The following is a 21957-nucleotide window of genomic DNA, read 5'->3' on the forward strand; positions in this document are numbered from 1 at the left end:
AAAACCCTTTGAAAAGGGTTCTTTCCTCCCCTTCCCCCGGACCCCCATCCCCTCTTTTTCCCAAACTTTTTGGTGCCGCTTCGCGGGTGATGCGGATGCGGCGGTGTGCCCGTTGATTAAAGGAGAAGCCCGGCGCGACTTGACGGCGAAAGGAGATTGAGGGGCGGTGTTTCGGGCAGTGAACGGTCATTTTCGGGAGGGGCCGTTGCTAGAGAAAATCTAGACTTAACTTTCCGGCAATATTGGCGAATTCCAATCGGTTACAGTTCCGGTAAAATTTCGGGTGGTTAGGGTGCGCATAGTCGTGGTATAAGCGGTTATGCGTTGATTGGATGCGAAAAATCATCATTAATTCATTAAACTAATTGAAAATCGGACCGATAAGAGCCATTGGGACCTAAGGGCCGGATTTCACGGGCCGGCGGCCCGGCTCCGGCATATGGATAGAGCATGAGTCAGAGACAACAGGAATTGGCCGAGCGGGCGGCCGGGGTCAGGGAGGCCCTGGCCGAGGCCGCGAAGCAGGCGGGCCGCGCGCCCGAAGACGTGACCCTGGTGGCGGTCTCCAAACTGCACCCGGCCTCGGACATCCGGGACCTGGCCGCGACCGGCCAGACCGAGTTCGGCGAGAACTACGTGCAGGAGGCCCTGGACAAGCAGCGGGACCTGGCCGGACTGAACGTGAACTGGCATTTCATCGGCGGCCTGCAGTCCAACAAGGCCAAGTACGTGGCCGGGAAGTTCGCCCTGGTGCACAGCGTGGATTCCTCCAAGCTGGCGCAGGCATTGCATAAAAAGGCGGTGAGCCTGGATGCCGTCCAGGACATCCTGATTCAGGTGAACATTGCGGGGGAAACGCAAAAGTCCGGAATCATGGTGGAACACCTGCCGGAACTGGCCGAGGCGGTCCTGGGCATGGAGGGGCTGCGGTTCGTCGGATTGATGACGTTGCCGCCGTTTTTCGACGATCCCGAGCGCGCCCGGCCGGTGTTCGCGCGGCTCCGGGAGCTGCGCGACGAACTGGAAACGCGCCTGGGCGTGGGGTTGCCGCACCTGTCCATGGGCATGACCGGGGATTTCATCCCGGCCGTGCAGGAGGGGGCGACCCTGGTGCGCATCGGCACACGGATTTTCGGGGCGCGGCCGCCGCGCGACTGAGAACAACAGCGGAGACAGCATGGATCTGGGTACCATAATCGGCATCGTCCTTTCGTTCGGACTGGTCCTGTCGGCGATCATGACCGGCTCCAGCCTGATCATCTTCGTGTCCGTGCCCTCCCTGCTCATCGTGGTGGGCGGCACCATCGGGGCCGGGCTGGTCAACTACCCCATGGGCTACATCATCGGCGTCATCGGGGTCATCAAGAACACCTTTTTCTCCAGCCTGGATTCCCCGGCCGAGATCATCGACCGTTTCAAGGACTACGCCAACCGCGCCCGCCGCGAGGGCATCCTGTCGCTCGAACCGCTCATCAAGGAGATCGACGACGACTACATGCGCAAGGGGCTGCAACTGACCGTGGACGGCCTGGAGCCCCAGACCATCCAGGAAATTCTGGAGACGGAGATATCCTATCTGGCCGAACGCCACGCCACCGGCGCGGACGTGGTCTCCGCCCTGGGCACCCTGGCCCCGGCCATGGGCATGATCGGCACGGTCATCGGCCTGGTGCAGATGCTCCAGACCATGAGCGACCCGTCGTCCATCGGCCCGGCCATGGCCGTGGCCCTGCTGACCACCCTGTACGGAGCGATCATCGCCAACCTCGTGCTCATGCCCATGGCGGGCAAGCTCAAGGCGCGCAGCAAGGAGGAAATCCTTTTGCGCGAGATGATCATGGAGGGCATTTTGTCCATTTCCAAGGGCGAGAACCCGCGCATCATCGAGGAGAAGCTGAACAGCTACCTCCCGCCCAAGGACCGGATCGTTTCCGACTAACCCGCGCAAACGAAGGGGCGCGCCATGGCCAAGAAGAAACTGAAGCAGGTATGCGAGGAGATGCCCCTGTGGATGGTCACGTTCGCGGACTGCATGACGCTGATGCTGACCTTCTTCATCCTGCTCGTGTCCATGGCCACCATCGACCAGCGGCGCAAGCTGGTGGCGCTCGGCTCGATCATCGGCACCTTCGGTTTCAACCAGCAGGGCTACGACGTCTACTCCAAAAAGGACACCAAGCGGACCGTGGAGCCCGGCCCCGTCGACACCGGCGACCTGGAGCCGCTCCAGTCCCTGAAATGGGAGGATGTCAACAAGGACATCAACTTTTCCTCCAGCCGCTTTGTCCAGATCCTGTCCATCAACGCCAGCCTGCTGTTCGGCCCCGACGGCTACACCCTGAGCGCCGAGGGACGGGCCACCCTGGACGGCTTCCTGCCCCTGCTTGAGCAGGTCAAGTACCCCCTGCTCCTGGCCGGGCATACCTCGGACATGCGCGACGAGCTCGGGCTCGACTACCAGCCCGGCGACAACGAGCAAACCCCCGACCTCTCCTGGAAGTTGTCGCTCAACCGGACCCTGACCATCTACCGCTATCTGCTCGACAACGGCATGAGCCCGGACATGCTCCGGGTGGAGGCCTTCGGCAGATACCGGCCGCACTATCCGCCGGACACCCCGGAGAACCGCGCCCGCAACCGGCGGGTGGACATCGTTCTGGACAAGCGCTCCAGCCGCCTGGGGGATCGCATCGTCGAGGCCATCCCGGCCGCGCCCGAGCGCAAGGACAGCATGAGCGTGGACGGCTTCGAGTTCGACGTGTCCACGCCCAAGGAACTGCAATAAGCCATGGCCAAGAAGAAGGAAGCGCCCTGCCCGCCCATGGCCCTGTGGCTGGTCACGTTCTCGGACCTGATGACCCTGCTGCTGACCTTTTTCGTCCTGCTGCTGACCATGGCCTCCATGGACAACTCCATCCTGACCAAGGTCACGCTGACCACGGCGGACCTCGGCCTGCTCGACAAGCGCGGCTCGGGCCGGGTCAACGTCAAGGAGCACATGATTGTCGAACTCATGGAGAAGCCGTGGGAGGTCCTGGACAAGCAGCAGCGCATCAAGGACCTGCTCTTCCCGGACGACACCCTGCCCGACGAGATCAGCAAGTCCGACCTGAACGACAACCTCGACGTCCTGGCCAAGCAGGACGGCGTGGCCCTGGTCTTCACCGACCAGATACTTTTCGCGCCGGGCGGGGCCGAGCTGTCCGACAAGGGCCAGTACCTCATCGGCCGCCTGGTGCCGATGATGACCCAGACCGACGCGCCCATCAACGTGGCCGGATACACCGACCGGTCGGACGCCACGCAGACCCCGCTGGAACTGTCCGGGGCCCGGGCCCTGACCGTGCTGGCCTTCCTGGTGGACAAAGGCGTGCCCAATTCGCGTTTCTCCCTGTCCGCCTACGGTAACGCCTTCCCGGTGATCAACGAGCTGGGCAGGCCCGTGGCGGAGTCGCCGAAAAACCGGCGGGTGGAGATATTGCTCAAGACCGCCCGGCCCATCGGCGGCTACTGACGAGTCTAAAGTTAGTCTGGAAAAATGGGGCGATTGACGATAAGGAATTGACAACAACCAGCTGGAAAAGGAACTGCCATGGCTCAAGAAGCACTGACCCCGGAAGAAGGGAAAAAGAAAAAGGGCGGCCTGCTCAAGTGGATCATCATCGTCGTCCTGCTGGCGGCGCTGGGCGTGGGCGGCTGGTTCGGCTACAAGATGTTTTTCGCGCCGTCCCCCGAGGACCCGGCCGCGCAACAGGACGCCGCGGGCGATCCCGGCAAACCCGCCGAGCAGAAGGAGGGCCTGATAGTGCCCCTGCCCACGTTCCTGGTCAATCTGGCCGACCCCCTGGGCCGCCGGTACCTCAAGCTCGGGGTGGAGGTGGAGGTGCGTGACGCCGACGCCCAGGCCGCCCTGACCAAGTACGAGGCCAAGATCAAGGACACCCTGCTCCTGCTGCTTTCGAGCAAGACCTACGAGGGCCTTTCCACCATGCAGGACAAGGTGGAGCTCAAGCAGGAGATCGCGGACCGCCTGAACCAGATCCTCGGCAACGGCGGGGTCCTTCGGGTCTACATCACGGAAATGGTCATCCAGTAGCACGCTTCTTGCTAGTTCCGTTGCGGACCGTCCTGTTTTTTGACGGCCCGACTGCGAATAACGATTTACCGAGGTGAGCGACATGGCTGACGATCAGGATAAACTCGCACAGGAATGGGCCGACGCCCTGTTGGAGAGCGGCGACACGGACGACGATCCGCTGGGGAACCTGGAGAACGTGACCGACCCCTCCGAGGCGGGCAGCGCCGATGTGGGCAACGACGACGAGACCCTGGCCGACGAGTGGGCCGCCGCCCTGGCCGAGACCGAACAGGACGAGGTCCGGCACGAGAAAGAACAGGCCTTCCTGTCCACCCAGACCCACGACTACGACCTGCCCGACATGGGCCCGGACGCCAAGGCCGGCAGTTCCTCGGGCAAGCGCGACCTGGACTTCATCCTGGACATCCCGCTGGAGGTCTCGGCAGAGCTCGGCCGCACCAAGCTTTTGATCAACGAACTGCTGCAACTGGGCCAGGGCTCGGTGGTCGAGCTGAACAAGCTGGCCGGCGAACCGCTGGAGATCTACGTTAACGGCAAGCTGGTGGCGCGCGGCGAGGCCGTGGTCATCAACGAGAAGTTCGGCATCCGTCTGACGGACATCATCAGCCCCATCGAGCGGGTGAAGCAGCTTGGCTAGCCCGGCTCAAGTCGGCGCCGCCGCTCCCATGCAGCTTCCGGCCGTGGATTCGGGAACCACCATCCTGACCACCGCCGGATACCTGTTCCTGCTGCTCGGCGTCATTTTTCTGGCCTACTGGCTGCTCAAGCGGTTCGGCGTGCCCGGCGCGCTGACCTCTTCCGGGCCGAACGGCCCCAGGCTGGTCAACCGCCTCATGCTCGGCAACCGCCAGTCCGTGGCCGTGGTCCGCTACCGCGACAAGGACCTGCTGCTCGGCGTGACCGAGCACAACGTGACCCTGCTCGCCGAGGAGGAGGCCGCCCCGGAAGCGGCTCCCGCCGAGCGCCGGTCCTTCGCCTCGGTGCTCAAGAGGAGCGCGGGCCGTGACTAGCCGCAGACGCATCATCGTCCTGCTGACAGTGCTGGCCGCCGCCCTGCTCCCGGCCCTGGCCTGGGCCCAGGCCCCGGTCATTCCCAAGCTGACCATGGAGCTGGCCGCAGGTCAGGCCGACCCGCAGGAGGTCTCGACCCTGCTCGAGATCCTCTTCCTGCTGACCGTCCTGTCCCTGGCCCCGGCCATCATGCTGACCATGACCTCCTTCACCCGGATCATCATCGTCTTCCACTTCATCCGGCAGGCCATGGGCACCCAGCAGATGCCGCCCAACCAGATCCTGTCCGCCCTGGCCATCTTCATGACCATGGTGATCATGTACCCAGTGGGCAAGGCCATAAACGAGACCGCGCTCCAGCCGTACATGAACGAGACCATCAATTTCACCGAGGCCCTGGACCGGGCCCAGGTCCCCCTGCGCCAGTTCATGTTCAAGCACACCCGCGAGAAGGACCTGTCCATCTTCTATTCCATCACCAAGGAGCCGAGGCCCGAGAACAAGGAGCAGGTGCCGACCATCATGCTGGTGGCCGCCTATACCATCTCGGAGCTGAAGACCGGCTTCACCATAGGCTTCCTGATCTACATCCCGTTCCTCATCCTGGACATGGTTGTGGCCTCCATCCTGCTGGCCATGGGCATGATGATGCTGCCGCCGGTCATGATCTCGCTGCCGTTCAAGATTCTCCTGTTCATCCTGATCGACGGCTGGAACCTGTTGGTGGGCTCCCTGGTCAACACCTTTCAGTGACCAGGCGCGCCGTGTTGCCCGGGGGGTGGTCCGCCCGGCGGCCTGCCCGAAACCTCAACCGCCCCGGCAAGGAGGGCCTGACATGACACCGGAATTCGTCGTCGGTTTTGCCAGACAGGCCATCGAGATGACCTTGATCATCTCCCTGCCCATGCTCGGCATCGGCATGATCGTGGGCATCTTCATCTCCATCATCCAGGCCGCCACCCAGATCCAGGAGATGACCCTGACCATGGTGCCCAAGATCATCGCCATCTTCCTGGCCCTGCTCCTGGCCTTCCCATGGATCATGGACAAGATGACGGCCTATACCACCAACCTCTTCCTCAACCTGCCCAACTACATCCGATAGGCCCCGGGCCGGGCCGTTCCAAGCCCCGGCCGCATCCGTTCCCAGCTCCCTCCCGGGCTCCGTTTCCCATACCGGAACAGGTATCGGGTATCCGCATATTCCTTGCCAAAATTCGCCCAGCGTATTAGCGTTGTATACAGTATTCTATGTTCAAATAACCATTGATACAGGCAGGAGAAAGAATGCCGCCCCTCCGCTTCCGCACCGGACTGGTCCTCCATCTCCTCCTGTTCTGCCTCGCCGCCCTGGCGCCCGCCGACGCGGCGGCTTGCCCGCTCTTCCGCTCCGCCGATCTCTCCCTGCCGCAGGGCGCGACCCTGGCCGCCGCCATCGAAGGGCTGACCCCGACGGCGTCCCAAGCCCCGGTCGAGGTCCTGGAACCGGCCGACGGCGCGCTCGTCCCGGTGGACGCGGCCTCGCCCCTCTTCCGCTGGCGGGACCCCTCGGCCAGGTCCTGGCTCGTCACCCTGAGCGTGGACGGCGAACCGGTCTGCAAGGGACTGCTGAACACCCCGTACTGGGTCCCGGAGCGCGCCCTGTGGGAGCGCATCCGCGCGGACGCGGGCGAGCGGACCATCGAGGCGGTCGTCTCCGGCGTGGGCCCCGACGGACGGCTGGTCTCCACCGGGCGGACCACGCTGGCCGTGTGCGGCGACCCCGTGGCTGCGCGCATCTCCTTCCTGCGCAAACGGCTGCCCTTCCGCACGGCGCAGCAGAACCCCAACGACAGCCAGGTGGTGGTCGGCGACCTCGCGGAATACGGCGGGCCGCGCATCGTCATGCAGGACGTGCCCATCTGCTTCAACTGCCACGCCTATTCCCTGGACGGGTCCACCTACGGCATGGACATGGACTACAAGGGGGACAAGGGCGGCTACGCCCTGGTGACCGTGGCCGAGCAGGTCAAGGTGGACGACCGCGCCGTGGTCTCCTGGAACGACTACGTCCCGCCCAAACCCGCCACCTACAACATGGGGCTGTTCACCAGCCTCTCCCCGGACGGGCGCTATGCCGCCTCCACGGTGGGCGAGACCTCCGCCTTCATCATGCTCGACGATCTCTCTTTCTCGCAGATGTTCTACCCGGCCACGGGCCAGATCGCGATCTACGACGCCAGGACCGGCAAGGTCGCGCCCCTGCCCGGCGCAGACGACGTCAGGCGCATCCAGACCAACCCGTCCTTCACCCCGGACGGGACCCGGCTGGCCTTTGCCCGGGCCGACGTGGAAACGGCCCTGGTGGCCCGCATCGTCGCGGGCGAACTGCGCAAGGAGGACCCGCACCAGGACATCCACGCGGTCAACGCCAAATATCCCGTGCAGTTCGACCTCTGGTCCGTGCCCTTCAACAACGGCGAAGGCGGCACGCCCGAGCCGATCAGGGGGGCCTCCGACAACGGCCTGAGCAACTTCTTCCCCAAGTATTCGCCCGACGGCCGCTGGCTGGCCTTCACCCAGTGCGCCACCGGCCTGGTCCTCCAGCCGGACTCGAAGATCGCCATCGTCCCTGCCGGGGGCGGCAAGGCGCACGTGCTCAAGGCCAACACCGGGCTGATGAATTCCTGGCACACTTGGTCGCCCAACTCCCGGTGGCTGGCCTTCGCCTCCAAGGGGAACTCGCCCTTCACCGAAATTTTCCTGACCTACATCGACGACGACGGGCGGTCCAGCCCGCCGCTGCGGCTTTTCCGCTTCAGCCACGAGGAGCTGGCGGCCATGGTCCCGGAATTCGTCCCGGACCACGCCAAATTCAGACAAAAGTCCATGGAGCTCGCGGACCCGCAAGGGGCCCTCGGCAAGTCCATGGCCACAGACGGCAGGTAGGGGACTCATTACATCTTTTTATTCAAGGAGAGCGACATGGTATGCGAACTTAGAGGACTGCGGACAATGACGGCCTGGGCGCTCGCCCTGGGCCTGCTGCTGACCCCGGCCCTGGTATGGGCCTATGGCGGCGGTGGCGGCGACGTCGGCGGTGGCGCCCCCTCCAACATCGAGCCCTGGACTCCGGACGAATTGAGCTCCATCTTCCAGAGCACCTCGCCTTCGCAGCAGAATACGCTGGTCGAGGCGTTCACCGGCTCGACCATCAGCAGACGCGACCTGTTGACCATCCGCCAGGTCTTCCTGGAAAAGAACTCCACGGCCGCCAACAACGAGGCGGCCATGCTCGACGCCTGCGTCAAGACCCTGGAGATACTCGACAAGATGGGCGAGCTCTCGCAGACGGGCCTGTCCTTCGTGCCCGGCGTGGGCTGGGTCACCTCGGCCACCCTGAGCGCGGCCCGGGGCGGGGCCAACGCCTACCGCGACGGCCTGGGGACCAAGGGTATCGTCAAGGGCGTGGTCATCAGCGCCACCTCGTCCGTCATAATGAGCAAGTTTTCCCCCCTGAACGCGGATCAGGCCTTCAATACGGCCAAGGCCGGGATCAACGTCGCCCGCAACACCGTGAACAGCCAGGTCCGGACCAAGGCCATGGCCATCGCGGCCAAGGCCATGGCCCGCTACGGCCTGAAGAAGGAGATCGAGGGCGAGGTCGAGGGCCAGCTGGGCAAGAGCATGGAGGCGCTGGCCGACTACCTCGGCGCGCCGAACGTGGCCCAGCAGCCCAGCTACGTGCCGGACCCGGCGTACGATCCCATGTCTTCCGCACCGGCCTCGCCGATCGCGGGCGGCACCCCGCAGCTCTAGGCTGAAGGACTGACACCGAACCAGCAACGAAAGGGGATACACACCCATGCGTAACTACGCCTTTTACCAACTCGCGCTGCTGTGCGCCCTGGTCCTGACCGTGGCCGGATGCAACATGCCCACGCCGCAGTCCGCCGCCCTGAACCCGCCGCCGCCCAGGGAAGTGCCCGCGCCCCAGGTCATCCCGGCCGCGCCCGCACAGAAACTCGACGACATCAAGCTCGTCACCGCCGCCCTCATCGAACGGCTGCGCGGCGGCCGCATCAGCGTGGCCAACGTCACGCTGGACCCCAACGGCCAGCACTCCGTGGGCGAGCTCGACTTCAACTACGACGGCTTCGACGTCAAGAACGTGGCCGTGACCGGCTACATCACCGCCGAGCTCGGCCCGGACAGGGGTCAGGCCATGCTCGAAGGCGTGATCCTGTTCAAGGACGTGATCAACCGCCGCGCCGGCGTCTACTTCTGCACTCAGTACGTGGTCACCCGGAACAACATCAACATCACCAAATCCGTGGTCGCGGGCATTCCGCCGGACTTCCCCAGGGTGGAGACCTACTTCATCCCGGAGAAGGTCTTCAAGGAGGCGGCCTCAGGCCTGACCAGCTACATGGACTACTACCTCTTCGCCATCGAGAACGCCGAGCCCATGACCTATGGCGAGGGCGGGAGCAAGGTCGGACTGACCGGCGAATACTACATCCTGACCTTCTGCAAGGACCGCATCTACCAGGAAGCCTCCCTGGCCATGACCATCACCGACCGGCCTTACGGCGCGGGCAAGAAGCTCGGCCAGGGCATCTCCATCAACGACTCGGGCTGGCGCATCCTGGTGGCGGGCGGCAAGTTCGCCCCCGGCTCCTCGCGCTACAAGTTCTACGTGGGCGTGACCTACAAGCAGGAGGCCGAGTCCTACCTGCCCGAGGTCGTGGTCGGCGAGTTCCTGAACCTGAAGAAGCCCTACGCCCCGGCACCGGCGGCCCAGGCGGCCCCCGCGACCGGATACGCTCCGGCCGCATCGGCCGAAGGCCCCCTGGCCTCGGGCGCGCGGTTCCTCAACCCGGTCTTCCCGGAGGACGTGGAGATCATCCAGATCCGGCTGCATGAGCTCGGCCTGTACAACTACAAGATCGACCGCGACTTCGGTCCCCTGACCCGCAAGGCGCTCGACACCTTCAACCAGCAGCACGGCCTGCCCACGGGCCAGTGGAGCCTGGGCGTGCAAAAGGCCCTGTTCCAGGGCACCGGCCGATAGCCGGGCCGCCACGGGCCCCTGCCACCGCCCGCCGCCCCCCGCCGCCCCTCCCTCCGGCGGCGGGGACGGCAAGGGCGGCGTCGAGGTAACGGCCACGTCGCATGACACCAACTTCCCGACAAGGACGGCATGATGCGCACCAAATCCATCGTTTTCATCCTTTCCCTGCTCCTCACCTGGACCGTGTCCGCGCACGCGGCCCAGGTGGAGGTCTACCTCGTGCCCATGGAGACCTTCCAGACCGTGCCCTACGAGGTCTTCACCGATTGGAACGCCCTGCATGAACTGGCCATGCGGAACGCCCACGGCCCGTCCGGGGGAGGCGGTCCGGCGGACAGCTACATGGTCATGAGCTTCCTGCGCGGCACGCTGCCGCCGGACGCCAGGTTCGAGGCGGTCGTCACGGACCGCCGGACAAACCGCGCGACCGAGGACGCCCAGGCCAGGAGCCAGGAGCGGTACATGAACTTCCAGGGACAGCCCGTGCACATGTTCGCCACCCGCTTGTCGCCCGCCGACTTCGCCGAACGGTTCTACATCGGCTACTACTCCACCCCCGGCGACGGCACGGGCAAACGGGTGCAGGTCGCCCGCTGGGACGCAGCGCCCGCCCCCGCGACGGCCAGCTACGCACCGGCTCCGTCCCCGGCCCGCGCACCGGCCCCGGCCTACGCCCCCGCCCCGGCACCCGCTCCCGCCCGGAATCCGGCCTATGCTCCGGCACCCGCACCGGCCCCGGCTCCAGCCCGCGCGCCCGCTCCCGCGCAAACCTATGTTCCGGCACCCGCGCCAGCTCCTGCACCCGCTCCCGCTCAGACTTATGCCCCGGCTCCTGCCCCGGCGGCCGCTTCTCCGGCCCCGGCCCAGGGTCCGCTGGAGCGTGGCCTGGCCTTCCTCAACCCGGTCTTCCCGGAAGACGTGGAGCTGATCCAGAACCGCCTCAAGGCGCTGGGCATCTACAAAGGCCCCATCGACAAGACCTTCGGCCCCCAGACCAAGCGCGCTCTGGACCACTACGCCGTGGGCCAGGGCTTCCCCAAGGGCCAATGGTCCATGGGGCTGCAAAAGGCCCTGTTCCAGGGCACCGGCCTCTGATCCACGCATCGCGCACCCACAGGGGCGGCTCCCCGGAGCCGCCCCTTTTCTTCCGCCACCCCCGCCGCCCCCCGCACGCCCATGCCGAAGGCACCCAAAAAATTTGGGAGGGTGAGAGGGGATGGGATTCCCTCTCTCCCCTTCCCCCTGGCCGCCGGAGGCCCCCCCTGCCACGCGGATGGTGACAAGTGGGGGGAAAGGGCTTAGAAACGGTGTACGGTGTGATCGCCGCGCAAAATCAACCTGAACGAGTACCGATGACCAAAACGACCCTCCCCTCCAGCCTGCCCGGCTCCAAGCTGCGGGCGGCCATGGACCCGGCCACCATCCCTTACGCCACCAGCGCCGACGTCCCGGCGCGAAACGTCTATTCCAAGTTGCAGCCGAGGGCGATCCACGCCCTGTCCCTGGCGCTCGAGATCAAGGGCAACGAGCACAACCTGTACGTGGCGGGCGAGCCGAACATGGGCCGCACGTATTTCGTCAAGTCGTTCCTCAAGCCCGCGGCGGCCAAGGCCGCGCCCCCGGCGGACTGGGTCTACCTGTACAATTTCGAGGACAGCGACAAGCCCATCGCCGTGTCCCTGCCCGCCGGGCGGGGCCGCAAGTTCAAGCTGGCCCAGAGCAAGGCCATGACCCACATCCGCCAGGAGATTCCGGCCCGGTTCGAAAAGGACACCTTCCAGAAGAAGCATGAGCGCATCGTCAAGAAGTTCAACGCCAGGCGCGAGGAGCTGTTCAACGAGATGGACGACACGGCCGAGAAGGAGAACTTCTCCCTGTCGCTGGACGACGAGGGCGTGTTGACCCTGTCGCCCATCGTGGACGGCGAGGTGGTCTCGGACAAGGATTTCGACAAGCTCAAGCCCGCCCATCGCAAAAAGCTCAAGGCCAAGGGCGAGGAACTGCTGGCCGGTGTCAGCTCCATCCTGCGCCAGATCAACCAGAACGAGATGGAGATGCGCGATTCCGAGAGCGCGCTGCAGCGGGAGACCGCCAAGACGGTCATGGAGGACTGCTTCACGCAGGTCTCCGACAAGTTCAAGGACATCGAGGGGCTGCCCGCCTATTTCGAGGCCGTGGTGGACGAGGTGGTGGACAACGTAGACCTGTTCATGCCGCGCGACAGCTCCCTGGCCGGGCTGCTGCCCGAGGGCATGCCCACCGGCGAGGACTTCTTCACCCGGTTCGAGGTCAACCTGTTCGTGGACAACGGCAAGACCAAGGGCGCGCCCGTGGTGGTGGAGGACCACCCCACGCCGTTCAACCTGCTCGGCTCCATTGAGCGCGAGGCCGAGATGGGCGCGCTGTACACGGACTTCACCCTGATCAAGGCGGGCTCCCTGCACCAGGCCAACGGCGGGTTCCTGATCCTCAACGTGGAGGACCTGTTGTCCAACCCGAGCTCCTGGGAAGGGCTGCTGCGGGCGCTCAGATCCGGCCAGTCGCGCATCGAAGACCCGGTGGACCCGGAACAGGTCCGCGCCCGGACCATCCAGCCCGAGCCCATCGACCTGGACCTCAAGGTGGTCCTCATCGGCACGGACGAGCACTACGAGGTCCTGCTCTACAACGACGACCGGTTCGCCAAGTATTTCAAGCTCAAGGCGCACCTGCAGCACGCGGCCATGCGCACGGCGGCGAACATCCGCAACTACGTCTCGATCATCGGCCAGACCGCGCGCGAGGCCGGGGTCCTGCCCCTGACCCGCGAGGCCATGGCCGGGCTCATCGACTTCTCCTCCCGGCTGGTGGAGGACCAGAAGAGGCTCTCCCTGTACATCCCGCTCATCCGCGAGCGCATGATCGAGGCCTCGGCCCTGGCCCGCATGGCCGGGAAGGAGACCGTGGACCAGACGGCCATGAGCGAGGCGGTCTGGGCCAAGGACTACCGCGTGAACCTCTATGAAGAGGAGTTCATGGCCGACTACGACCGCCAGGTCATCAAGGTGGACACCGACGGATACGGCATCGGCCGGGCCAACGGGCTGTCCGTGACCCTGTTCGGAGACTACGAGTTCGGCCTGCCGCACCAGATTTCCTGCACCGTGGGCGTTGGCCACGGCGGCATCCTCGACCTGGAGCGCGAGGCCCAGCTGGGCGGGCCCATCCACACCAAGGGCATGATGATCATCAAGTCCTACCTGGTGCGCCTGTTCGCCCAGAACAAGCCCATCGTGCTGACCGGGTCGCTGTGCTTCGAACAGTCCTACGCGGGCATCGAGGGCGACTCGGCCTCGGGCGCGGAGCTGGCCTCCCTGCTGTCGGCCCTGTCCGACACGCCCATCAACCTGTCCTACGCCATGACGGGCGCGGTCTCGCAGAGCGGCGCGGTCATGGCCGTGGGCGGCGTCAACCGCAAGATCGAGGGATTCTTCGAGGTCTGCCGCAGGCGCAAGCTGACCGGCCGCCAGGGCGTCATCCTGCCCGCGGACAACGTGGTCAACCTGATGCTCAAGGACGAGATCGTCCGGGCCGTGGACGAGGGCAAGTTCCACATCTTCCCGGTCACGTCCATTGAGGAGGCCCTGTTCATCCTGACCGGGCTCAAGTGCGGCACGCGCGGCAAGAACGGCCAGTACCCGCTCGGCACCCTGTACCGCAAGGTGGACCAACGCTTGGCCGAACTGGCCGAGCTGGCCCTCAAGACCACTTCCGGGGGCTGCGCCAAGTAGGTCGGCACGGTCGGCCGCTCCCGATTATTCCGGTGGCAATATTCCGCCGGAATAATCGATTGCCCTGAAACTCCTTTGCCAGCGCGTTGACGCAGGTCGGGCTCGCCGTTAGGGTCAGGCAATCTTTGCGAAGGAGCCGCCAATGTACTGGATAGCTTTCGGCGATATACACGAATCAACCGGCCTGCTCGGGTCCGTACCCGGACTGGCCGAAGCCGACGGGGTCATCGTTACCGGGGACCTGACCAACCGGGGCGGCCGCGAGGCGGGCAAGCGCGTGCTCGACGCCGTGGCCCGGTACAACCCGCGCATCCTGGCCCAGCCCGGCAACATGGACTCCGACGGCGTGACCGCCTACATCCGCGAACAGGACATGGACATCCACCTGCGCGTGCGCGAACTGGCCCCGGGCCTCGGGCTCATGGGCGTGGGGCTGTCCACGCCCACCCCGTTCGGCACGCCCGGCGAGGTCCCGGAATCCACCCTGGCCGGGTGGCTGGAACAAACCCATGCCCGAGCCGACGGGTTCAAACAGCTCATCTGCGTCATCCACGAGCCGCCGCTGGACACCGCGGTGGACCGGCTCGACAACGGCCAGCACGTGGGCAGCCCCGGCGTACGCGCCTTCCTGGAGCGGGTCCAGCCCGCCCTGGCCGTGACCGGCCACATCCACGAGGCCGCCGGTGTCGACCGCATCGGCGACACCCCGGTCATCAACCCCGGCATGCTCGCGGGCGGCGGGTTCGTGCGCATCGACTTCGACGGCGCGACCGTGACCGCCAGCCTCGAGAGCGTCTAGATGAGCAAGATCGGTTTTCTCTGGGTGGGCAAGCTCAAGGAGTCCTTTTCCCGGGACGGCTGCGCCCTGTACTGGAAAAAGCTGTCGCGCTTCTTCCAGCTGGAGGAGACGGTCATCAAGGACGCTCCTGGCAAGCTCCCCCCGACGGACAAGAACAAGGTCGAGGGCGAGCGCATTCTCTCGAAGGTCAAACCCGGCGACGTGCTCATCCTCCTGGACGAGTTCGGCGAACGGCTGACCAGCCGGACGCTGGCCGACAAACTCAAGGCCTGGACCGACGCGCCCAACCAGCGTCCGGTCTTCGTCATCGGCGGGCCGTTCGGCCTGTCGGACGAGGTCAAGGCCGCCGCCCGCCACACCATCCGTTTGAGCGACATGACCCTGCCCCACGAACTGGCCCGGCTCCTGCTCCTGGAGCAGCTCTACCGCGCCGGGACCATCCATAAAAACATGCCCTATCATCACGACTAGGCACCACTGACGGAGGCTTTACCATGCTCGACATCGACTACCTGGAACGCGTGGCCCACTATTTCGACTCCGGCGACTGCAAGTTCGAATTCGAAAACGGCGAGGAGGAACGCCGCCTGCTCATCCTCGACTTCCTGGAACGGCTCATGGAGCTGGGCGAAAAGGCCGACGAACTGGCCACCAAGCTGATCTTCAAGGACGCCTACGCCACCCTGCTCACCGAGGAGGGCGTGGCCGAAGCCGAGGCCGCCGAGGCCGAGGCAAAGGGAACCAAACAGTAGGACGCCCCCGGCCCCCGCAGCGCACGTTGCAAAAAAAAGCGGACCCGCTCATGCGGGTCCGCTTTTTTCGCGCCTAGACGACCAGGATCGGTATGTCGACCTTGTGCCGGACCGGCTCCACGGTCTCGCCCCAGAGCAGGTCGCCCAGCAGACGGTGGCCGTGTGAGCCCATGACCAGCATGTCCACGTTGTGCGCGGCCGCGAACCTGATCAGTTCACGCGACGGATTGCCGAACAGCAGCGCCATCTCCACGGCCACGCCGGTCTGGCAGATCTCATCCACGATCTCCGACAGATACTGCTCGTCCTCGCGGGTGTGCTCGTCGTAGACGTTCTGCCCGCCTTCCACGCTGTTGTCGTAGACGTGGGCCAGGGCCGTATCGACCACGTGGACCAGGGTGAGCATGGCCCCCTCCTGCTTGGCGAAGGAAAGGGCCCGGTTGATGATCGGGGCGTCGCCCGAGTCATGCCCCAGGGCCGCGACGATGTGCCGCGTCCTCTTCGTCTCGATCCTCTCGATGATCGCGCCCGCGGAGCCGGGCGTCTCCTCGGCCCAGCTCTTGTCGCCGCGTATGAGCGGCATGACCAGCAGGTAGACGAGGAAGAGCCCGGTCGCGGCCGCCACCAGGACGATGAGCACCGTGACCACGGGCGAAATGCCCTCGCTGCCCCATTCGGCGATCTGGTCATACACCAGCTTGCCGTTCAGTCCGATGATGACGGCCGACGTGCCCCAGGCCAGGACCTTGACCCACAGCCGGTTGACGAACGAGCCCATCTTCAATTTATCGCTGGTGAAATGGACCAGCGGGACGATGGCGAAGGGCAGTTGCAGGCTGAGGACGACCTGGCTGAGGATGAGCAGCTTGTAGGTTCCCCTGTCGCCCATGAGGGCGATGACCACCACGGCCGGGAGCAGCGCGATGCAACGGGTGATGAGCCGCCGGACGTAGGGGGCCATCCGGATCTTGACGAACCCCTCCATGACGATCTGCCCGGCCAGGGTCCCGGTCAGGGTCGAGCTCTGCCCGGCGGCCAGCAGGGCCAGGCCGAAGGCGATGGGGGCCACCTGCGTGCCGAGCAGCTGTGCGAGCATCAGGTCCGCCTGCTTGATCTCGGTGACCACGATGCCGTGGCGGTGGAAGACCGCCGCCGCGAGGATCAATATGGCCGCGTTGACGAAAAACGCCGCGTTCAGGGCGATGGCCGAGTCCAGGAGGTTGAAGCGGCAGGCCTGGGCCTTGGCGTCGACCATCCGGGAGACATGCCGCGTCTGCACCAGAGAGGAGTGCAGGTACAGGTTGTGGGGCATGACCGTGGCCCCGATGATGCCCAGGATGATGTAGACCGAGCCCGCCGGGATGGACGGCGTAAGCCCGGCCGCCGCCGCGCCCCAGTCCGGCCTGGCCAGGAACAGGTTGACCACGAACCCCCCGGCGATGACCGTGATCAGCGAGAGGATGAAGGCCTCCATCTTGCGGATGCCCAGCCGCTGGATGGCCAGCAGCAGAAAGGTGTCGAACAGGGTCACGGCCGCGCCCCAGAGCAGGGGCAGGCCGAAGAGCAGGTTCAGGCCGAGGATGGTTCCGAGCAGTTCGGCCAGGTCGCAGGCCGCGATGGCCACCTCGCAGAAGAGCCACAGGACAAAGGAGGCGGCCTTGGAGTATTCGGCCCGGCAGGCCTGGGCCAGGTCCTTGCCGGTGACGATGCCGAGTCGGGCGGACAGGGTCTGCAGCAGCACGGCCATCATGTTGGACATCAGAATGACCCAGACCAGGGCGTAGCCGAACCGGGAGCCGCCCTCCAGGTCCGTGGCCCAGTTGCCGGGGTCCATGTACCCGACGCTGACCAGGTATGCCGGTCCGGCAAAGGCGAAGATGCGTTTCCACAACTTGGGGTGCCGGGTCTGGACGGACCCGTGGACCTCTTCCAGGGATTTTTCCTTGCTCACGACGTCACTCATCCGAATCGGCTCCATGTCTCGCTCAGGCTCGGGGGGAAGGAAGCGGGACGGACCGGCCCGGCGCGGAACGCGGCCGCGCCCTCCCGCTGAGAAGGACCATAGCACAACGCATCCATTTTACAACATAACCGTTTCGGCGCGGCGGACATCGCGCGGAGGCCCCGCCCCGGCGGCGGTGTTTTTTCGCGGGACAGGCGCGGGCGCGGCGTCGGCCCCGGCGCGGCGGAATGGACGGGAAAAGGGGGGAAGGAGAGGCCGGGGGAAAGAGGTTCGTCCTCCCCTCCCCCGGCCGCCGGAAGCCCTACTTCGCCAGCCTGGCGAGGTCGGCTTCGCGGATTTCCTTTCGTTTGATCCTGCCGGAGACGGATGCTCCGGAGACCGAAAAGAGGACCCCGGTTCAGTTCATGATCCGGGTCATGCCGGCGAAGGTCGTCAGGGTGCTGTTCTCCATATCCAGGACCACCCTGCCGTCGTACCACAGGGGCATCATGGTCGCGAGGTCATAATAGCGGACGATATACAGGCTGCCGTGCCGCACCGCACCCGTCTTCACAGTCCTGGCCGTGAAGTGGTCGATATCCGCCTTGAACACGCCCACCCGCATGGAGCCGACCTGTTTCACGCCCTCGAATACGAATCCCTGGCCTTCGGGGAAATCATACTGCGTGCCCCCCGACTTCCCCTTCATCTTCACGGGCATGCAGACATCCCCGGACTTGTACGCTCCCTCGGGGATGATGAAATCGCTCTGAATGTCGGCCACGGTCAGGACTTTCAAGTCCGTATTGTCCCGAAAATCCCGGATGTCGCGTCCCTGTTCGTCGGTAGAGAACGCAAAGCCGAGGGCGTGCTTCAGCTTCACCGGCTTGCCCAGCAGCTTCAGTGCGGACACGTCGACGTCCCAGGCCATCCTTTCCGCTTCCTCGGCGGTGTCGATCCGCATGACGTACGCCAGGAAGGGAAGATTGACCCCGGTCTCGCCCTTTTTCCCGACAAGCAAGGTCGATTCGGCCTTGAGCCGGACCGAGGCGGGAACGTAGCGGAAGGCCATGGGCTCGGTGACCTGCTGCAGGGGCGCGCGCTTCAACGCGGTGCGCAGATCGCTCATGGACTTCTCCTCGGCCGCCGCCTTGTCCTGCGCCGTGATCTCCCGCGCGGAGCCGACCAGTTTCGTGACCATGTTCTCCATGGGGCCGTTCATGGTCAATTCGTTCGCGCCGCTTACCGGGAGCATCTGCTTGCTGAACACGGTGGAGATGCGCATGGAACCGGGATATTCCTCACCATTCTGCCTGACGGTCGCCTTGCTCTCGTAGGAAAACGTGTAGCACTCCCTGCCGTTGATCTCCTTCACGCCGTCATAGATATAGGCAGGAGACGATTCCGGCAGGATAATCTCAACGTCCTTTGATTTCAACATGTTGGCAGACAGCAGGATGGACGGATCGCCCACGGCGACCTTTTCGAGGGGGAGCGCGATGTCGCTCAATACGGCCTCGCCCAGGTCCTGATCGTCCTTGCCGGGCACCTCATGCCGGACCTTGTCGGCCATGTTCCGGCCCTTGGCGTCGGTCGTGAAGGACACGGAATAGAAGGGTTCCGGCCTCGGGGAAGCGGTCAGCGACTTCCGGTTGTCCAGGACCATGGTCCAGGCCAGGCGCGAGCCGCTCCGCTTGATCACATAATGGATGTCGAAGGAGAGGACCGGGAGCTCCTGTCCCTTTTTCCCGTTTACTTCCAGTATGACATTGGTGGCCGTATGCAGGTCCACCGTGCCGGGTCCGTAATGCAGATCCACCGGGCCGTCGGCTTTGGAAGCGAACATGTCGCCGATATTGTGCTGGCAGGAAGGAAGGAACAGGAGACAGGCGAAAAGAAACACGGTGAGACGAGAATACATGGCAAACCCGTTGGCTAAAGCGTTACCTCACAGGGACGATTTCCCTCCTCAATCGGGAAAAAGTCCTCCTCGAATGCAGATGCCGGTATGCCGCCTGACCACATTGAGCAAGTATTCTTTTTTATTATTCTTTAATTCGATCCCCGCTTAAGAAAACACACATTACGCCAATACGAAACCAGGCTCTCCGGTGCCGCCAGCGCATGAAGAGGAGAACGAAAAAGCCCGGCGAGGAAGGGGAGTCCTTCCTTGCCGGGCGATTGAATGCCTTTTCGGGGGATGTATCGGGGGCTACTTCGCCTGTCTGGCGAGGTCGGCTTCGCGGATTTCCTTTCGTTTGATCTTGCCGGAGATGGTCTTGGGGAGTTCGTCCACGTAGTCGATGACGCGCGGGTACTTGTAGGGCGCGGTCAGTTCGCGGACAAAGGCCTGCAACTGCTTGGTCAGCTTCTCGTCGCCCTCGTATCCCGGGGCGAGCACGACCGTGGCCTTGACCAGCTGGCCGCGCACGTCGTCGGGCAGGCCGGTGACGGCGGCCTCGATGACCGCCTCGTGGGCCACCAGGGCGGACTCCACCTCGAACGGTCCGATGCGGTAGCCCGAGGACTTGATCAGGTCGTCGGTGCGGCCCATGAACCAGAGGTAGCCGTCCTCGTCGGCCCAGGCCTTGTCGCCGGTGTGGTACCAGCCGTCGAACTTGACGCTGGCGGTCTTTTCCGGCTCGTCCATGTAGGAATCGAACAGGCCGAGCACGGGCGACTCGATGTTGATGCAGATCTCGCCCTCCTCGCCCTGGGGCACTTTGTTGCCCTCCTCGTCCATGAGCGCGATGTCCCAGCCGGGAACGGGCTTGCCGATGGACCCGGCCTTGGGCTCCATGAACTTGAAGGTGGCCACCTGCAACGTGGTCTCGGTCTGGCCGTAGCCCTCGTAGATGGGCATGCCCACGGCCTTTTCCCAGGCGTGGAAGACCGAATCGTTGAGCAGCTCGCCCGCCGTGGTGCAATGGCGCAGGGAGGACAGGTCGTACTGCGAGAGGTCCTCGCGCACCAGGAATCGGTAGATGGTCGGCGGCGCGCAGAAGGTGGTGATCTTGTTGTCGGCCATGACCTTGAGCAGGTCGCCGGGGTGGAACTTGCCCCGGAAGTCCCAGACGAAGATGATCGCCCCGGCCATCCACTGGCCGTAGAACTTGCCCCAGACCGACTTGCCCCAGCCCGTGTCGGACACGGTCAGGTGCACGTCGCCCTCTTCCAGGTCGTGCCACAGGGCGCCGGTGGTGTAGTGGGACGCGGCGTACTTGTGGTTGTGCAGGACCATCTTGGGCAGGCCGGTGGTGCCGGAGGAAAAGAAGATGACCAGGGGGTCGTCGCCGCCCGGGGAATCCGGGGTGCGCGGGAAGCTTGGATCGCCCGAGGCGAGCACTTCGCCGTAGTCGAGCCAGCCGTTTCCGGCCTTGCCTTCCACCTGGACCAGCAGGTTCAGGCCGGGGCAGTCGGGCCGGGCCTCGTTGACCCGCTCCGTGATGGAATCCTCACAGATCAAGGTCGAGATGCCCGCGTAGTTGACGCGCTCGCGGATGTCCTTTTTGGTCAGCAGGGACGGGGACGGGATGGGCACCGCGCCGATGCGGTGCAGGGCGAGCATGACCACCCAGTATTCCAGCCGCCGGTAGAGGATGACCATGACCCGGTCGCCCTTCTTCACGCCCTTGTCCGCCAGGGCGTTGGCCAGCCGGGACGAGGATTCCTGGAAGAAACCGAAGTCCAGGTCGCGCCGGTTGTAGTCGTCGTCCACGTGGATCAGCGCCGGGGTTTTCGGGTCCTTGGCGTCCAGGACGTCGAAGGCGAAGTTGAAGTTGTCGGGGCACTCGGGTTTGTATCGTTCGCAAAAATCCTTGTAATCGGCGTATTCTTCTTTGGTAAACATGGGTTTTTCTCCGTGATTCTGATCGGCTTTCGTGATTTTTTCCGCAACAAAAATCGTGAACTTATTCCGGGCGGGTCGGGGGATTCCCGGCCAACCCTATAGAATCACGTCGAGAAAACGGACGGATTTGCCGTCCAGACCACGCAGGGCGTGGGGCGTTTCCGAGTTGAAATAGAGCGAGTCGCCGGGTTCGACGATGATCGGCTCGCCGCCCAGGCGTACCTCGAGGCGGCCTTCGAGCACGTAGATGAACTCCTGACCCCGGTGCGAGGTCTCGACCATCTCCTCGCCGGACTTGGCCGGGACCACGATCAGAAAAGGCTCCATCTCGCGCCCGGCGAACTTGTAGCCCAGCGACTTGTAGTCGTAGTCCTTGCGCCGGTCCACGGCGAAGCCCTCGTCCTTGCGCACCAGCGAAAAGGACCTGAGGTGCGGCTCGCGGCCGGAAATGAGCGTGGTCAGGTCCACCCGGCACAGCCGGGAGACGTCGAGCAGGTAGCCCACCGGGATCTCCACGGTCCCGGATTCATAGGCCGTGACCTTTTCCTCGGACACCCCGAGCAGGTCGGCCATCTCCTTGGGCGTCCAGCCGACGCCCTCGCGCACGCCCACCAGACGGGGCGCGATATCCTTGTACTGTTCCATTCCATACCTCCTGGAAAAACTCTGTGTCCGACGGCC

General features: G+C 64.7%; 21 protein-coding genes. 17 read left to right on the forward strand and 4 right to left on the reverse strand.

The genetic code is table 11. The annotated features are described in order from the left end of the window. The first annotated feature begins 450 nt into the window (after positions 1 to 450). The 17 genes from AB6M95_RS03600 (at position 451) to AB6M95_RS03680 (ending at position 15484) form a co-directional block, all read left to right on the forward strand. Complete coding sequence (locus AB6M95_RS03600; RefSeq protein ID WP_371385366.1) at positions 451 to 1158, forward strand: YggS family pyridoxal phosphate-dependent enzyme; 708 nt, start codon at positions 451 to 453, stop codon at positions 1156 to 1158. A 19-nt stretch (positions 1159 to 1177) separates the two neighbouring features. Next, positions 1178 to 1939: a motility protein A gene (locus AB6M95_RS03605; RefSeq protein ID WP_371385367.1), complete on the forward strand. Its 762-nt coding sequence runs from the start codon at positions 1178 to 1180 to the stop codon at positions 1937 to 1939. A 24-nt stretch (positions 1940 to 1963) separates the two neighbouring features. After that, complete coding sequence (locus AB6M95_RS03610; protein WP_371385368.1) at positions 1964 to 2785, forward strand: OmpA/MotB family protein; 822 nt, start codon at positions 1964 to 1966, stop codon at positions 2783 to 2785. 3 nt (positions 2786 to 2788) lie between these two features. Continuing rightward, positions 2789 to 3514, forward strand: a complete 726-nt coding sequence (locus AB6M95_RS03615; RefSeq protein WP_371385369.1) for an OmpA/MotB family protein — start codon at positions 2789 to 2791, stop codon at positions 3512 to 3514. 78 nt (positions 3515 to 3592) lie between these two features. After that, a complete protein-coding gene (locus AB6M95_RS03620) occupies positions 3593 to 4096 on the forward strand; it encodes a flagellar basal body-associated FliL family protein (protein ID WP_371385370.1) in 504 nt (167 codons plus the stop codon). A gap of 82 nt (positions 4097 to 4178) precedes the next feature. After that, positions 4179 to 4736, forward strand: coding sequence for a flagellar motor switch protein FliN (gene fliN / locus AB6M95_RS03625; protein ID WP_371385371.1), 558 nt, complete (start codon positions 4179 to 4181; stop codon positions 4734 to 4736). A 43-nt stretch (positions 4737 to 4779) separates the two neighbouring features. Continuing rightward, on the forward strand, positions 4780 to 5109 hold the full coding sequence (fliO, locus tag AB6M95_RS03630; RefSeq protein WP_371385372.1) for a flagellar biosynthetic protein FliO: 330 nt from the start codon (positions 4780 to 4782) through the stop codon (positions 5107 to 5109). Between the two features lie 94 nt (positions 5110 to 5203). Next, positions 5204 to 5863 carry a flagellar type III secretion system pore protein FliP gene (gene fliP / locus AB6M95_RS03635; RefSeq protein ID WP_371385456.1) on the forward strand — a complete coding sequence of 220 codons (660 nt, stop codon included), beginning with the start codon at positions 5204 to 5206 and terminating at the stop codon, positions 5861 to 5863. A gap of 82 nt (positions 5864 to 5945) precedes the next feature. Continuing rightward, complete coding sequence (fliQ, locus tag AB6M95_RS03640; RefSeq protein WP_014323357.1) at positions 5946 to 6215, forward strand: flagellar biosynthesis protein FliQ; 270 nt, start codon at positions 5946 to 5948, stop codon at positions 6213 to 6215. A 182-nt stretch (positions 6216 to 6397) separates the two neighbouring features. Beyond that, positions 6398 to 8038: a TolB family protein gene (locus tag AB6M95_RS03645; RefSeq protein WP_371385373.1), complete on the forward strand. Its 1641-nt coding sequence runs from the start codon at positions 6398 to 6400 to the stop codon at positions 8036 to 8038. A gap of 36 nt (positions 8039 to 8074) precedes the next feature. Beyond that, entirely contained in the window at positions 8075 to 8908 is an 834-nt protein-coding gene (locus AB6M95_RS03650; RefSeq protein WP_371385374.1) for a hypothetical protein, read from the forward strand. 46 nt (positions 8909 to 8954) lie between these two features. Continuing rightward, the gene (locus AB6M95_RS03655; RefSeq protein WP_371385375.1) at positions 8955 to 10163 is read left to right on the forward strand and encodes a peptidoglycan-binding domain-containing protein; all 1209 of its coding nucleotides are present in this window, start codon (positions 8955 to 8957) and stop codon (positions 10161 to 10163) included. 132 nt (positions 10164 to 10295) lie between these two features. Then, positions 10296 to 11258, forward strand: coding sequence for a peptidoglycan-binding domain-containing protein (locus tag AB6M95_RS03660; protein ID WP_371385376.1), 963 nt, complete (start codon positions 10296 to 10298; stop codon positions 11256 to 11258). Between the two features lie 257 nt (positions 11259 to 11515). Continuing rightward, positions 11516 to 13933, forward strand: coding sequence for a Lon protease family protein (locus tag AB6M95_RS03665; protein WP_371385377.1), 2418 nt, complete (start codon positions 11516 to 11518; stop codon positions 13931 to 13933). A 142-nt stretch (positions 13934 to 14075) separates the two neighbouring features. After that, a complete protein-coding gene (locus AB6M95_RS03670; RefSeq protein ID WP_371385378.1) occupies positions 14076 to 14732 on the forward strand; it encodes a metallophosphoesterase family protein in 657 nt (218 codons plus the stop codon). Continuing rightward, a complete protein-coding gene (locus AB6M95_RS03675; protein ID WP_371385379.1) occupies positions 14733 to 15203 on the forward strand; it encodes a 23S rRNA (pseudouridine(1915)-N(3))-methyltransferase RlmH in 471 nt (156 codons plus the stop codon). 23 nt (positions 15204 to 15226) lie between these two features. After that, positions 15227 to 15484: a hypothetical protein gene (locus AB6M95_RS03680; RefSeq protein ID WP_371385380.1), complete on the forward strand. Its 258-nt coding sequence runs from the start codon at positions 15227 to 15229 to the stop codon at positions 15482 to 15484. A gap of 73 nt (positions 15485 to 15557) precedes the next feature. Here AB6M95_RS03680 and AB6M95_RS03685 read toward each other — a convergent pair whose 3' ends face one another. The 4 genes from AB6M95_RS03685 to AB6M95_RS03700 all read right to left on the reverse strand — a co-directional run bounded on the left by AB6M95_RS03685 (position 15558) and on the right by AB6M95_RS03700 (position 21921). After that, positions 15558 to 17447 (reverse strand): Nramp family divalent metal transporter, encoded by a 1890-nt coding sequence (locus tag AB6M95_RS03685; RefSeq protein ID WP_371385381.1) that lies wholly within the window; start codon positions 17445 to 17447, stop codon positions 15558 to 15560. A 397-nt stretch (positions 17448 to 17844) separates the two neighbouring features. Beyond that, positions 17845 to 19272, reverse strand: coding sequence for a hypothetical protein (locus AB6M95_RS03690; RefSeq protein WP_371385382.1), 1428 nt, complete (start codon positions 19270 to 19272; stop codon positions 17845 to 17847). A gap of 366 nt (positions 19273 to 19638) precedes the next feature. Further along, positions 19639 to 21276, reverse strand: a complete 1638-nt coding sequence (locus AB6M95_RS03695) for an AMP-binding protein (RefSeq protein ID WP_371385383.1) — start codon at positions 21274 to 21276, stop codon at positions 19639 to 19641. Positions 21277 to 21372: 96 nt separating this feature from the next. Beyond that, positions 21373 to 21921 (reverse strand): helix-turn-helix domain-containing protein, encoded by a 549-nt coding sequence (locus tag AB6M95_RS03700; protein ID WP_371385384.1) that lies wholly within the window; start codon positions 21919 to 21921, stop codon positions 21373 to 21375. Positions 21922 to 21957: the final 36 nt, after the last annotated feature.

The organism is Pseudodesulfovibrio karagichevae (assembly GCF_041414475.1).
Lineage (GTDB): Bacteria > Desulfobacterota > Desulfovibrionia > Desulfovibrionales > Desulfovibrionaceae > Pseudodesulfovibrio > Pseudodesulfovibrio karagichevae.